We start from the raw sequence: 14,174 nt of genomic DNA on the forward strand, positions 1-14,174 counted from the left end.
TTTCGGACGCCTGCTACACTTTTTCGGTTTTTGGGTTCGCCTGCTCTTTCAACTTGAGCAGGCCTTTGGATTTTTCATCCTAACCAGCCGAACAGTGTTGTACAGGAGTCCGTTATGTCGTCGTTCCGTCCCTGTGTTCCGCTTCTCTCCAAGTTATTTACTCAGCGAGTCGTTCTGGCCGGAGCGTGTGTGCTTTCCGGGCAGGCGACAGCAGCCGGCTTTGCTATTAATGAGTCTTCAGCCGCCGCTGCGGGCACAGCTTATGCCGGGCGGGCAGCAGCTGCACAGGATGCATCAGCCATTGCGGCAAACCCTGCAGCTATGTCTTCACTACAAAGTTGCCAGTGGACTCTTGGCGGAGCATTGATTGTTCCTAAGGGGGAGCTGTCGGATTATTCAGCAACCTTGGGGACTAACAGGGTGCCGGGTGATAATGGCGAAGACTTTGTATCTCCTGTCTTTGTTCCCGGGGCTTACTATGCCCATATACTTGATGAAAAGTGGTCATTTGGTGTGGGGGTTTATGTGCCTTTCGGGCTGGTTACTGATTACACCAGGGATTTTGTTGGCCGCTATCTGGCTAACAGGTCGGAGCTCATCAACATCAATATTCAACCTACTGTGAGTTATAAATTTTCTGATCAGCTAAGTGTTGGGGTGGGTGTTTTTGCTTCTCATGTGGATGGAACCCTGACTCAACAGGCTCCTCATCCTGCTATTCCCGGAGCAGAATTGAAATCAACAGTTCAGGGAGATGACTGGCAGGCAGGTATAAAGATTGGTGGCCTGTGGGATAATGGTACAACCAGTGTAGGTGTGGCTTGGACATCTAAAACAGACTTCAAAATGAAAGGCTCCGCGAAACTGGAAGGAACTGGTGTTTATGCGAAGTCTGATGGTCACCTGAAACTGAAGCTGCCAGACATGTTCGAAATTGGTGGTAGCCATAAGCTTACGGAAGATTGGACCATCGTAGCCGGGGCTTTATGGACGGGCTGGAGCAGCTTCAAAGAAATTAAGGTGGTTGCCGATGAGCCTTTCTTAACTGTGCCTAAAGGCGGGACGATAAGCTATGTTCCGGAAAAGTGGGATGATGTCTGGTCGTTCTCAATCGGTGCTCGTTATCAGTTAGACCCACAATGGTTGCTGCGGTTTGGTTATGCCTTTGATGAATCACCTGTTAAAGATGAATATCGTACAGCACGTATTCCGGACACAGACCGTAACTGGTTGACTGTGGGAGCACGCTTTACTCCCAGTGCTCCATGGATTATTGATATGGCTTACGGTTACCTGATTCCTAAAACTGAAAAGGTAAATGAGGTTGCCCACAATGGTGATGGTTCAGAGAACAGAGCACTCACCTATAAAGGTAAGTATAAAATGAGTGCTCATATTGCGATGGCATCGCTGACTTATCAGTACTGATTGCTGCTTTTTAATCTTGCTTCACTCACTGTGCTCTTTGGGTAGTGAGTGAAGCAGGGTTTGATAAAAACTACTCGGCCTCATCTCGAGTGAAAACCCAGTTCTTATCGTCGCTCATATCTGCATTAAAAATATAACCACCGTAGCTAAACTTCTTCAGTGCTGCAGGCTTAGTCACTTTCTTATCAATAATGTAGCGAGTCATAAGACCGCGGGCTTTTTTTGCATAGAAACTGATTATTTTGTACTGACCGTTTTTAAGATCTTTAAAGACTGGAGTAATAATATCGGCCTCCAGTTGTTTGGGTTTTACGCTCTTAAAATATTCATTGGATGCGAGGTTAATTAAGATGTTGTCATTCTGGTTTGATAACTCAGAATTCAGAGCATCAGTAATAGTATCTCCCCAGAAGGTATACAGATCTTTGCCTCGTTTATTGGCAAATTTGGTGCCCATTTCCAACCGGTAGGCCTGCATAAGATCAAGAGGGCGAAGTAATCCGTAAAGCCCGCTCAAAATACGGAGATGGTTCTGGGCAAATTCGAAGCCCTTTTTATCCAAGGTTTCTGCATCCAGCCCAGTATAAACATCGCCTTTAAAGGCCAATACCGCCTGTTTGGCGTTATCTGGGCTGAATGGCGTGCTCCAGGCTTCAAAGCGAGCTGCGTTTAGCCCTGAGATTTTGTCGCTGACGCCCATCAGTTTGCCGATTTGGGCTGGGCTCAAGTCACGAAGCTGTTCTATAAGTTCCTGTGAATGCTCAAGAAAGTCCGGTGTTGTATGAATATCTGTGGCTGGAGCCGTATCGTAATCCAGCGTTTTTGCAGGTGAAATGACTATCAGCACATCAGACTCCCTATAGTCTTAAAAATTGTTATCCCGCTCATAGTATTCCCTGAAGCATTGATTCTCCAGTTATAGGAGCTTGGATATTTTCAAGGGGTATCCAAAGGCTTGTTAGAAATACTAACCGTACTGTTAGTTACTAAAAGCTAACTTTGTTGGATTCTAGTCTCCATAAGAGTTGCTTTAAAGTTGGATGCCCTATGGAAAGCTCGGTAGATGCCAGGAAAAGATTAACAGCACAAAAATCAGCCTCCGCTGGTAACAGCCATAAAAAAAACAGTAAGCCTGCAGGAAAGGCCTTCAGGCGAAGTGTCAGCTGTGAAACGGGCAACGGAAGAACTTCAGAGGTAAAAGCCGATAAAAGCTGGGGTTCATATATCTGGGATTGCGGCGCCCTTGTTCTCCGTAAAATCTGTTCACCTTATAGCTCTTATCAAGCGTCTAAATATTATGCCGAAGGCATGAGGCTGCAGAAAGAAATGCTGATAGCTGCTGATGAAGGGTTCGCGTGTCGTCAGACATGGGGAGCAATAGATGCTTACCGTATGGCCTGGGAGTATAAACACCCTCTCGCAGAGCAGCGTCTTGGCGATATGAATGAATGGCTTATCCAGGATCTGAAAGCTATGTTGAAGCGTTATCGGAGAGCCAAAAGAAGGCGGGATCCTAATGCTCTCCTGTATATACCCTGGGAGAAGATCCAGAGTTACAGAACTGTTTATCAGCCCTCAGACTCAAAAACATCCGCAAGGCTTTCTCGGTGCTTTTTTAAAGTTTCGAAGGCGTATCTTGATGCGTGTCGGGAAACCAGAAATCCTGAGCTAAAGTTTCGCTTGCTGAAGTATGCGCTGAAGTGTGCTGACAAATGCAATCAGTTTCATGGTTTGCATCACGTGAATATAAAGAGAGAAAAAGCAAAGGCATATGAGTTAGCGTCTAAAAAAACAAAATCCCTTACGAGGAAACAAAAGTACCTTCACTCGGCTGTAAACCTGATTGGGGAAGCAAAACACGATATGACTGTTCTTTGTAAAAAAGTGCGGAGGCAGCAGCGAGAGTTGCGTAGTTTATGTGCAAGAGTTAAACACGCATAAAAGGAATCAGTATTTTTGGCAGTCAGGAGCCTTGTCTCCAATTGTTTCTTTTTGTTTCAGCAGGTGACATACCGTATTGACCGCTGCCCCTCACCAATAGAGACTCCTCCTCTACATTTTGGCCAGAAGTAACAAGCGCCTGCTTTATGTCTCAACTTTCCAGTTATCACCTTGTCAGTCTGCTGCGTGAACGTATCAGCAAGTATCAGAACCGTCCTGCTCTTTGTTATGCAAATAGCAGTGATGGACAGGATATCAGCTGGACTGAACTTGGAGTGCAGGTCGAAGAGCTCGCCCTTGCCCTGATAGCTGCAGGGCTTGAGGTGCAGGGTAAAGCTGCCATCTTCTCCCGTAATATGCCGGAGTGGACGATTGCTGACCTTGCCACTCTCTGGTGTCGGGGTGTTTCTGTTCCTATCTATCCAACCAATACGGCCAAGCAGGCGGCTTACATAATTAAGGATGCTGGCGCCCGTATTTTGTTTGTGGGTGAACAGGAACAGTTTGATGCTGCCCTGGAAATCAGTTCCGAGAATTCAGAGTTGGAACGCATCATTGCCATGGATGCCAGCATTGATCTGCGTTCTTGTGACAAAGCCTGCCACTTGCAGGAGTTTGTGAACGCCCACGGAGGTCGTGCAGAAAGAGCTGAGCTGCAGAGTCGCCTTGAAGCCGTGTGTATGGATGATCTCCTGACACTGATCTACACCTCTGGCACAACCGGTGAACCCAAAGGGGTTATGCTGGATTACACCAATATGGCAGCGGGTTTTAAGTCACACGACAGCCGTTTAACGCTGACAGAAGGTGACGTCTCCATCTGCTTCCTGCCTCTGAGCCACGTGTTTGAAAGAGCTTGGACCTATTACGTACTGTATCGCGGTGCGAAGAACGTCTATATGCGGGATCAAACTGACATCAAAGAAGTGATGGCAAATGTTCGCCCAACAGTTATGTGTGCTGTGCCCCGACTCTACGAGAAAATGCACACAGCTATTCTTGCGAAGGTTGAAACAGCGCCGACCGGAAAGAAAAAACTGTTCAAATGGGCTGTTGGTTGCGCTGAAAAGCGTTTTCTTCTGGAACAACAGGGAAAAACAGCTGGGCCATTCCTAAAACTTTCCTGCGCCATTGGTGAAAAACTGGTTTATTCCAAACTCCGTGCCGCAATGGGCGGGCGGATACGCTACTTCCCATGTGGCGGCGCACGCTTGGCTGATGATATTAACCTGTTTTTCCAGAGTATCGGTATTCACATCAAAATCGGTTACGGCTTGAGTGAAACCACGGCTACAGTTTCCTGCTATGAAGATTCCGGCTTTAAGTTTGGGTCAACCGGTCAGCCACTTCCCGGTGTTGAAATGCGCATTGGTGAAGAAAATGAAATACAGGTAAAAGCAGATACGGTGATGCGTGGCTATTACAACAAGCCAGAAGCCACTGCAGAAGCCTTTACCGAAGACGGCTGGTTCCGTACCGGTGATGCAGGCTTCATTGATGAAGCCGGTAACGTCGTTATGACCGAACGCCTGAAAGATCTGATGAAAACCTCTGGCGGTAAATATATTGCGCCGCAAGTGGTAGAAGGTGCTCTGGTTCGGGATCACTTTGTTGAACAGGTGGCTATTGTTGCCGATGCCCGTAAATATGTGTCTGCCCTGATTGTTCCTGCTTTCGAAGCTTTGGAAGAATACGCGCACTCCATTGGCGTAAAGTTTGAAGACCGTATGGAGCTTCTGCGTCACAGTGATATTCAGGAGATGTTCCATAAGCGACTGGAACAACTGCAAAGTGAACTGGCCCGTTTTGAACAGGTTAAAAAGTTTACTCTGCTAAACCGTGAGTTCTCTTTAGAAAAAGGTGAAATGACGCCGACTCTGAAACTGCGCAGAAAGGTGATTATGGAGCGCTTCCGTAAAGAGATTGAAGCCATGTACCCCGGCCGCCACTAAAACCAAGGCAGGGAACACAGCATAAAAAGGGCTGATTACACTCAGCCCTTTTTATTTGTGAAAACTACTCACAGCCAATGCCGGTAATTTTGTGGGCTTTCAGAAAGCGAGCAAAATTCCCTTCCGAAAGAAAAGCCGGCCCAATCATATTAGTGCTTTTGTCATCATTCATAATCACCCCGGTCAGGCTGCTGCTGACAACCAAACCATCATCGCTGTTACTGTCTGGTGCGCTAAACAGGAAAGGCCCACCACTGGCACCTTCTCCTAACTCCTTGCCGTTGTATACAACAGTCCAGGCTTTGTTTTTTTCTGCCAGAGGATCGGTGTCAAAGGTTACGTCTTCAATAGTCACCGGGGTCATATAGAGTTCATTATTCGCGCCGTAATCAGCGCCGTAACCAATTTGGAATCCATCTCTGGGTTTCCACTCTGTTCCTCCTCTTTTAAAGCAATGCAGAGGATTACCAGAGCCGGTGGCACTGCCAGAAGGAATGCCCAGAAGCACATAATCAAAGCCGGCATCAATGGCATTATCCCTGTCTTGTTCTGAAGGGTGACGAACGCCTGCGGTTCCCAGATCAATGGCCTTTTCATAGTTCTTGTTATGGGCAATCCATACCGGTTTCACTTCATTCAAAAACATGCCCCGGTCAAAAGCCTGGTACCAGGTAATCTGTGAAGCACGATATTCACTGTCAAAACAATGGGCAGCAGTTAATAGCAGCTCTGGGGAGAGAAGGTGTGCAGAGCAGGTAACAACTTCATCACCCTGACGAATGACAAGTTTACCGCTGTGGATAAAAGGTGCTTTGTCGAGTGGAGCTTTTTGTGGGAGCGCGGCATCGGCCTGCTTGCCTTTGTTCCGCTTCCCTTTTTTGTGCTTCATGGCCACAGGCTTGGTTTCTAAAACCTGATGCAGTGCCAGTGCTAACTCGGGATTGTTCTGTTTGCTTTGAGGTAGCCCAACAAAGCTCAGCCCATGTTTATCAAAATGGTCACTCAAGTGTTTGTGCAGATGGTTTTCTTCCAGCGGGTCAATGCCTGTTTGAGAAAGATGGTTGTTCATATCTGCAAGGCTGATATGTCCATCGGCCAGCTTTTGAACCATGGCATTAGGAGTGTCTGCCGGAGCTTGCCCAGACGCTGCCAAGGCCACAGTGGAAGTCGATAGCACTTTTAGAAAACCGAATAACGTCATGATCTTGATCTGCCTTGCCGGGTGACGATTCAGGAGCCTAAGCAAAGATCAAAATGGCAGGAGTGCAAGCGAAGCCGGATACAGGAATTGTATCCGGCCAGTGTTGTCAGTGATTAAAGATTGGCTTCAGCAAAAGCTGCCAAAGCAGAGCGGGGAACGCCTTCGAGCTGAATCATGCCTCCATAGTCGAAGTTGCGGAAACGTTGGGTGAGATAAGTGAGTCCGGAACTGGCCGGGTTAAGATAGGGCGTGTCGATCTGCGCCAGATTACCGAGGCAAATCACCTTACTGCCATAACCTGCACGGGTGATGATGGTTTTCATCTGGTGTGGGGTCAGGTTCTGGCACTCATCAATAATAATCAGACTGTGCTGGAAACTGCGGCCACGAATGTAGTTCAGGGATTTGAACTGAATGGGTACCCGGTCGAGGATGTAATCCACGCTGCTGCGGGTACTTTCATCATCGTTGTGCAGGGCCTCCAGGTTATCGGTAATGGCGCCGAGCCAGGGTTCCATCTTTTCCGCTTCTGTGCCGGGAAGGTAACCAATATCCTCGTCCAGACCTTTGGTACTGCGAGTGGCGATAATCCTGCGGTACTGCTGGTCGGCAACGGTCATCTCGATAGCGGCAGCCAGAGCGAGAATAGTTTTACCGGAACCGGCCGGACCATTCAGGTTCACCAGTTGGATATCTGGATCCAGCAACAGGTGCAATGCCAAAGCCTGATGAATATCTAATGGTTGTAAACCCCAGGCCTTACGGTGCAGGAGTTTCTCCCGATCCATGTGTTCCAGCACCAGTTTATCATCATCGTTGCTGACAACCCGCCCGACAAAGTCCTGCTTGTCGAGAATAAATTCGTTAATGCCAGGATTTCCGAAAACCTCCAGCTTAGGAATAGTGTGAAGAGTTCTGCCGTTATGTTGTGTTGTTTCTACGTTGTTGAGACGATCCCAGAGACTACCGTCTAGCTCCAGGAATCCACGTGGTAAAAGGCTGACATCGGAAATTTGTTGGTCGTTATGATAATCCTCAGCCATCAAGCCGCAGCCACGGGCTTTGAGGCGCATATTGATATCTTTGGTAACCAGCACAAACTCGTCTTCGGGGTGCTGGCGTTGAAGGTGACAGATGTCGTTAATGATGCGGTTATCGTTTAGGTCTGTGGGAAGCATGGTGACATTAGGTGGGGCACTGTTCATCTGTATCGACAGGGCACCTGATGGAGGGCTTTTTTCTCCGCGGGTTATGGGAACTCCTTTCTCAATCTCCTCGGGGGTCGCTGAACCAACAATGCTGTCTATCAGGCGAATGGCTTGACGACAGTCGGCGGCTATTGTCTGTTTTCCGTTCTTGAGTTTGTCCAGTTCCTCCAGAACTGTGATGGGGATGATGACCTGGTGTTCTTCGAAGTTCAGTAGTGAGTTGGGATCATGGATAAGGACATTACTGTCCAGGACGTAAGTAGTACGATGGGGCGACTCGGTTGGTTCCAGCGTCACTGCATCATGCATAGCTGCTCCTTCTTCCCTTAACGTCACCGGCGCCGGCACTTGGATCACAAGCAGGGCCGGTGTTGGTACGTTTGGCCTTGTCAGGGCCACCAGCTCAAATGAGCTTACAGCACTGCCAGACAGCTATGAATTACAGGCAGGCCTGTTTTGATTATGAGTGGTGTTTTTGAAAGATGGCAAGTGCTGACACAGTAAGTTCATTGTTTTTTTCACATTTTATAAAAAATAGTTTTCTGGCTATTGCGGGGTTGAAATTAACTTCATATATTTAAGAGATATGCTCTCAAGTTTCACCCCTTCCATATCGCATTTTGAAGCATCCCCGCTTTCTTTAATTGCTACCCAGACGCTCCCTGAAAGCCTTCATCGACGATTGCGTTGTCGAGAATGTCGACAATATCTTTATGACCACGTTTCTCGGCACTATCCCTTGCAGATAAACCATCGTGCCCTTTTTCGTTGATGAGCTGTTTTTTTATGTCAGTGCTCAAATCGCTTGAGAGTATGGCAGAAACAAGGGCCGCTACGGTTTCTTTGTGGCCCTTAAAGGCTGCGGAATGGAGTGCTGGTGTACATATTTTTGCTTTACCAGACACGAGAGCCATTTTACTCTCGGGGCTTAAAGAGCTGGAGAGTATAGCTGACACATAGACTTTCACGGTTTCGGTATGCCCACGTGTGGCTGCAATGGCGATTGCGGTAGCTCCATTCTTCCTTTCCCCAGTCAGAAGCTTCACCTTATCTTTCTGGTTCATATCGCTGGATAGAATCGCTGAGGCGTAATCTCTTACAGCTTCGGCATGGCCATTCTGAGTGGCTAGAGAGAGGGCAGGGGCATCCATGCTATTTTTGGCAGCAAGCCACTCAGGGTTGCATTTCCAGTTAATCATTTCGGAAGCATTGCTTCTGTAGTGCCCACGCTGCATGAGTAAGTGAATCATCCCTTGGTCAGGGAGGCCAAAGTACGCAACTTCGAAATCATCTTGCGTATTATTATGGCGGAATGCGCACATTGAATTATGGCTATCATCGAAATAATAAAACTGATGGTAGAGCGGAATAAGGTAGCTAAGCGTTAGCTTTTTCACGCTCTCAAGATCGGAAACGATAATTTTTACGTGTCTGAGAGTGTCGTTAGGATCATAGAAATAGAAGGTGAACCCCTCTACGTATTCCTTGCTTTTTTCAATGCCCAGCGCCATTGCGTGGAGAGGCGTGAAAAAGAAGTAGTTTTCGCGTTCATGCCCCTCAAAGTTACAAGCCAAAGTATAGAGAACACGGGATACCGCGTGGGAACGAAAGTAGATAGCCCTGCGTGCGCATTTCGTGTCAAAAACAGAGCCTTTCTGCGCAGCATCATTAGGGATAATTGAAGGCAGGGCTTTTGAAATAGCAGTCAAGTTTTTCACATGTTCAAACTTCCCTTCCCCTCTACCAATGGTGCCATTGGCATAAGCATTGGCAAGATGTCGACACACCACTGGTTCCTGTTTGCCGTCGAACTCTCGGCAAGCTCGCATATTCAAGCAAACCTTACGCCCTTTAGAGTGATAAGCCAGAATGGTGGGTTTATCGTAGTAACCGAAAAAATCCAGAACTCTGTACCCCGTTGATGATCCGGTTATGTGACGTAAGCGACCTTGCTGTTGCAGAGTTTTAGCTTTACGAGCCATAGGATGAACCGGCTCGTAGCTAACAGAGCGGTAAGGATCACCTGATAAATAGCCAACTGCGCTTTCCAAAGCCCTGTGCAAATAACCTTTAGCTCCAGTAACTTCCAGCGTACGGTTGAGAAAATGTACTGCGCCATTTTTGGACTGACAGCAGGTTGCGGCTGGTCGTTGAACGACATTGTGGATGAGTTGTGTCAGCCCCTTCATTCTTTAGCCTTTCTAAACCGCAAACCTGCAGATTGCCAGAGGTTTCAGGGTAAAGGCCTGACGGGCAGGTCAGCAGAGCTTACAACCCGCCCATACTCTACTGCCTAGAAGCAGGTAAACACATTTCTCCTACTTTGGATTGGAAAAAAGCAGTTAGTAATTCACGGCTGTTACAGAGTGGCTTTGCCTTCCGGGAACCATTTCTAAGGGGATAAACCCTGTGGCTGTTTTGGATCAGCATCCATTGGCTGTAGTTAGCCAGCAGGTTGACCTGCAGTGCGCTGAGTTTCAGCTCTCCCATGGTGGAATAAAATGGAAAGCGTAATCGCTGGCTCATGCATTCTGCATCTTTGCAAAGTGCGGCACTGTAAAGTTCTTTAGCTTCAGGCTTGGTGAATTCGGGTGACTGACTAATGTGATCTCTTAGGGGATAAACCAACTTCTGCCACCAGCTCAGGCTTTGATCCAGATAGACCCACAACACTTTAGCTGTGTAGTTTCCTTTCACTCCCTGATGATCGTTTCGCAGAACCGGTAATTCTTGGTAATACAACCCCGGCAGCCCCTGCATGCGGGCTGTAACTAAATGATCAATCAGGGGTTGATAATCTTCGGAAGGAAACACTTGATTGTGAGCCAACAGACAGATATCCGGACAATAGCCGATCTGGCATGGGTTGCTGCACATGTCTTCGGGTTGATCAGAGTAACGTGAGTTATCAGCTTCTTTTGAACGTAAGTTACCGGTGTAGCCAAAGTACGGGGGGAGTGCCGATGTAATCTCTAATCTGTCGGGGGCATGTGGCCTGATTCCCAATGGTGTATTGATCAGCACCAAAATGTTTTTCACCCCTCGAGCCAGCAAGGGAATAATGCCGGTGAAATCCCGGTAGCCGCCATCACCAAAGGCCTGTGGTGGTGAGTTGTTATCGGATACAACTAAGCCGCTGTATTGCGGAATTAAACTGAAATTGCCCAGAGAGGAAATACCACTCCAGAGTTTCAGGGTATCAATCACCAGAGAAAAGTTAGCGCTGCTGCTGGCCAGAATGTCTGCAGTGTTGGCAGGTTCCTGTGATTGGGGTTGGTTCAAGGTTTGAGTCTGGGCAGGAAGGTTTAAGTGCCCGAATTGATCCTGTAATGAAACATCAGATCTTATGCGAGCCACTCCGTTTACAAACTCGATGGGCGCTATTCCATTCATAGACGAGAAATCCCGTGCCACTGTGGCTCCGGTAATCAGTGTCGGCCATTTTAGCTGTGGATAAGAACGATCTTTGGGAAGGTAAGGCAGAAGAAGAGAGGTTTGGATAAACTCTTTCCAAGGAGAGTAGCTAGTGATTGCACCTGAGATCAGCCAAGCCATATTAAGATAACGGTTAGGCCACCAGTAAAGCTGGGGAAGTTCAGCTATTGAACCAGCCGGAGTCCAGGCAAGGTTGCTGGTGTGTTCATCAGCTTGTGAAGTTGCATAAAGCAATTCTGGTGATGGGGATAATGTTCCCAGCCTCTTTTTTACTTCCTCATGGTTTGGTTGGCGGGTGAGAATTTCTGTCGTCAGAGCTCCCATAGAAACCGCAGAAATATAATCAGCCTGTTGCATCCATCTGTGGTAATACAGCGCTCTCAATTGGCCTATCGCCGCAGATATTGCACGACTGCCACCTCCAGACAAGGCAATGCCAAACTCTGGCGATTCAGCAACTTCTGATTCATCAGCAAATAACAGTTGGGCACAGAAAAAGATCAGAAGCCAGATTCGAACCATGGGAAGCCGCATGCAAAAACAAAACAGGCCGTGATGTTTAGCATGGCCTGTTAAAGTTTGAGTGGTTTTTCTTACAGAACCATCACTGCCAGCCAGCCAAACAGTACCAGTGGAATATTGAAGTGGATAAAGGTAGGCAGAACGGAGTCACGAATGTGGTCGTGCTGTCCATCGGCATTCAATCCGGCAGTGGGGCCTATTGTGGAGTCTGAAGCCGGGGAACCAGCATCTCCCAAAGCACCAGCTGTTCCAACCAGTGCCGCGATAGCCAGAGGAGAAAGTCCCATTTCCATTCCTAAAGGAACGTAGAGTGCGGCAATAATGGGAACAGTAGAGAAAGATGAGCCAATGCCTAGAGTAATCAGTAAGCCAACAACCAGCATCATAAGAATGCCCAAAGCCTGTTGGCCTGCAAACAGTCCGCTGATTGAGCTGACCAGTGTATTAATATCCCCTGTTGCTCGCATCACTTCTGCAAAGCCGGCAGCGCTGATCATGATGAATCCGCAGTAAGACATCATTTTCATACCATCGATAAAGGTATTATCAGCTTCCTGCCACTTAATAACTTTGAAGGCCAGCATGGTTATACAGCCAGCTAAAGCTCCCATGGCCATAGAGCCACTGCCAAGCTGTACCATCAGCGCTACAAGGATGCCGAGAACGATGCCTGCAACCTTGGTCATTGAAAGATCTTCAGAAATCTCGCTTACGGAAACATCCTCATCTTCGGTGCGATAGCTGCGAGGTTTACGATAGGTCCAGAAAACCGCGACAAGCAACCCGAGAAACATGCCGGAGACCGGAATCATCATCGCAGAAGGAATTGCGCTGTTGCTTATTTCAAGGCCATTGGTTCGCAGGTTGCCCGCCAGAATTTCAATCAGGTAGATATTTCCGAAGCCAATGGGCAACAGCATGTAAGTTGCGGTAAGACCGAAGGTCAGGCAACAGGCTATTGCCCGGCGATCCAGCTGAAGTTTGCTTAACAGGCCGAGCAGAGGTGGCACCAGAATAGGAATAAATGCGATGTGAATCGGAATAATATTCTGGGATGCGATGGCCATCAGTATCAGGCACAGCATTAACGCAATGCCAGCGGAGCGCGGGCTGCTTTTGCGATTGTGGATAAAAATAATAATGCGGCCAGCCAGAGCTGCCGGTACACCTGATTTGGAAATTGCCATGGCGAAAGCCCCCAGCAGGGCATAACTCAGGGCGATACTGGCACCATTCGCTAAACCACCGCTGAAGCTGGCCAGCGTATCTGCTATAGGCATACCGCTGGCAATACCGCCGGCAAGAGCGCCTACAAGCAACGCCAGGACAACATTCATACGTGCAAGGCTCATGGCCAGCATGACAAGCACAGCAATAACTACTGCATTCATTGGAAATAAACCCGAATTTTTATGTTCATTGTTCAGCCGGTGAAACTATTCAGACAACCTGAAAAATAGAATGCTTAGAACAAACTATGGCTCAGTTCGGAAAATCCGGCATTTTGTAAAAAGTTTTTGGAGGCTTAGAAGCCGATCACAGATCTTTTGTCAGGGGTGACAAAAATAACAATCAATGATGGTGATGATGCAGGTGGTGCAGATGGGAAGTGTGCAGAGAGGCAGACAGATCGAAAGAGGCTGGCAGGGTATTTGTACCGTATTGTTCGGGTGCCGACAGCACCGCTAAAGGTGGCAAGCTCATGATGTCACTCGTCGTTGAAATAATTCTCTCCTTTTCACAATAACGTTCTTTCGGCTGAAAACGGAAGTAGGTATTTATACTTGTTCCGAGTTTTGTTTTTCCAAAAAAGAAACCCCGGCAGAATAATCGGCCGGGGTTTCCTGAATAGGCGGGATTATGCTCTGATCAGTCGATCCAGCCCCCCAGCTCTTTCCAGCGGTTCACAATGCCGCAGAACAGCTCTGCTGTGCGATCTGTGTCGTAACGGGCAGAGTGAGCTTCTTCCTTGTCGAAAGGGATGCCAGCCACGTCACAAGCCCGTGCCAGCACAGTCTGGCCGTAAGCCAGCCCAGAAAGGCTTGCAGTATCAAAGCATGAGAACGGGTGGAACGGATTCCGCTTGATATCACAACGTTCAACGGCAGCGTTCAGAAAGCCCAGGTCAAAGGAAGCATTGTGGCCAACCAGTACTGCGCGGGTACAGCCATAACGTTTCATAGCTTTGCGCACAGTTTTGAAGATTGTCCCGAGAATTTCCTCCTCTACCGAAGCAATACGCAGAGGGTGGAAGGGGTCAATGCCAATAAACTCGATGGCAGACTTCTCAATATTCGCACCATCAAACGGGACCACATGACTGGACTCACGGGACTCCGGAAAGACAAATCCCTGCTCGTCCATACCGATGGTTACAGCGGCGATCTCCAGAAGCGCGTCGGTTTTGGCGTTGAAACCGCCGGTCTCAACGTCAATAACAACTGGCAGAAAGCCCCGGAAACGTTCGGACATCAGGGTTTTCGGGTC

The 14,174-nt window shown here is 48.0% G+C and carries 10 protein-coding genes; 2 read left to right on the top strand and 8 right to left on the bottom strand.

The window, feature by feature from the left end:
• The first annotated feature begins 114 nt into the window (after positions 1-114).
• A complete protein-coding gene (locus tag ACY2RR_RS09160) occupies positions 115-1,428 on the top strand; it encodes an OmpP1/FadL family transporter (RefSeq protein WP_490107830.1) in 1,314 nt (437 codons plus the stop codon).
• Positions 1,429-1,498: 70 nt separating this feature from the next.
• On the opposite strand, the gene yaaA is transcribed toward ACY2RR_RS09160, so the two are convergent.
• On the bottom strand, positions 1,499-2,275 hold the full coding sequence (gene yaaA / locus ACY2RR_RS09165) for a peroxide stress protein YaaA (RefSeq protein WP_490107831.1): 777 nt from the start codon (positions 2,273-2,275) through the stop codon (positions 1,499-1,501).
• A gap of 1,240 nt (positions 2,276-3,515) precedes the next feature.
• On the opposite strand from yaaA, the gene ACY2RR_RS09170 reads away from it, so the two are divergent.
• Positions 3,516-5,321 carry an AMP-dependent synthetase/ligase gene (locus ACY2RR_RS09170; protein ID WP_490107832.1) on the top strand — a complete coding sequence of 602 codons (1,806 nt, stop codon included), beginning with the start codon at positions 3,516-3,518 and terminating at the stop codon, positions 5,319-5,321.
• Positions 5,322-5,385: 64 nt separating this feature from the next.
• Here ACY2RR_RS09170 and ACY2RR_RS09175 read toward each other — a convergent pair whose 3' ends face one another.
• From ACY2RR_RS09175 to rnt, 7 genes are all read right to left on the bottom strand, one after another.
• Positions 5,386-6,522 carry a trypsin-like serine peptidase gene (locus ACY2RR_RS09175; protein ID WP_490107833.1) on the bottom strand — a complete coding sequence of 379 codons (1,137 nt, stop codon included), beginning with the start codon at positions 6,520-6,522 and terminating at the stop codon, positions 5,386-5,388.
• Positions 6,523-6,635: 113 nt separating this feature from the next.
• Positions 6,636-8,039, bottom strand: a complete 1,404-nt coding sequence (locus tag ACY2RR_RS09180) for a PhoH family protein (RefSeq protein WP_490107834.1) — start codon at positions 8,037-8,039, stop codon at positions 6,636-6,638.
• Positions 8,040-8,377: 338 nt separating this feature from the next.
• Positions 8,378-9,919 (bottom strand): ShET2/EspL2 family type III secretion system effector toxin, encoded by a 1,542-nt coding sequence (locus ACY2RR_RS09185; RefSeq protein WP_490107835.1) that lies wholly within the window; start codon positions 9,917-9,919, stop codon positions 8,378-8,380.
• 97 nt (positions 9,920-10,016) lie between these two features.
• The gene (locus ACY2RR_RS09190) at positions 10,017-11,687 is read right to left on the bottom strand and encodes a hypothetical protein (protein ID WP_490107836.1); all 1,671 of its coding nucleotides are present in this window, start codon (positions 11,685-11,687) and stop codon (positions 10,017-10,019) included.
• A gap of 71 nt (positions 11,688-11,758) precedes the next feature.
• Positions 11,759-13,078: a Na+/H+ antiporter family protein gene (locus ACY2RR_RS09195; RefSeq protein WP_490107837.1), complete on the bottom strand. Its 1,320-nt coding sequence runs from the start codon at positions 13,076-13,078 to the stop codon at positions 11,759-11,761.
• Positions 13,079-13,259: 181 nt separating this feature from the next.
• Entirely contained in the window at positions 13,260-13,391 is a 132-nt protein-coding gene (locus ACY2RR_RS09200) for a hypothetical protein (protein ID WP_490107838.1), read from the bottom strand.
• 165 nt (positions 13,392-13,556) lie between these two features.
• Positions 13,557-14,159 (bottom strand): ribonuclease T, encoded by a 603-nt coding sequence (gene rnt / locus ACY2RR_RS09205; protein ID WP_490107892.1) that lies wholly within the window; start codon positions 14,157-14,159, stop codon positions 13,557-13,559.
• Between the last annotated feature and the right edge of the window lie 15 nt (positions 14,160-14,174).

It is taken from the genome of Parendozoicomonas sp. 2304DJ65-17 (assembly GCF_058148445.1).

Coding starts and splice junctions, on each gene's coding strand:
- ACY2RR_RS09160 (WP_490107830.1), top strand. CDS start 115: ATGTCGTCGTTCCGTCCCTGTGTTCCGCTTCTCTCCAAGTTATTTACT.
- ACY2RR_RS09170 (WP_490107832.1), top strand. CDS start 3,516: ATGTCTCAACTTTCCAGTTATCACCTTGTCAGTCTGCTGCGTGAACGT.
- ACY2RR_RS09175 (WP_490107833.1), bottom strand. CDS start 6,522: ATGACGTTATTCGGTTTTCTAAAAGTGCTATCGACTTCCACTGTGGCC.
- ACY2RR_RS09180 (WP_490107834.1), bottom strand. CDS start 8,039: ATGCATGATGCAGTGACGCTGGAACCAACCGAGTCGCCCCATCGTACT.
- ACY2RR_RS09185 (WP_490107835.1), bottom strand. CDS start 9,919: ATGAAGGGGCTGACACAACTCATCCACAATGTCGTTCAACGACCAGCC.
- ACY2RR_RS09190 (WP_490107836.1), bottom strand. CDS start 11,687: ATGGTTCGAATCTGGCTTCTGATCTTTTTCTGTGCCCAACTGTTATTT.
- ACY2RR_RS09195 (WP_490107837.1), bottom strand. CDS start 13,078: ATGAATGCAGTAGTTATTGCTGTGCTTGTCATGCTGGCCATGAGCCTT.
- ACY2RR_RS09200 (WP_490107838.1), bottom strand. CDS start 13,391: ATGAGCTTGCCACCTTTAGCGGTGCTGTCGGCACCCGAACAATACGGT.
- rnt (WP_490107892.1), bottom strand. CDS start 14,159: ATGTCCGAACGTTTCCGGGGCTTTCTGCCAGTTGTTATTGACGTTGAG.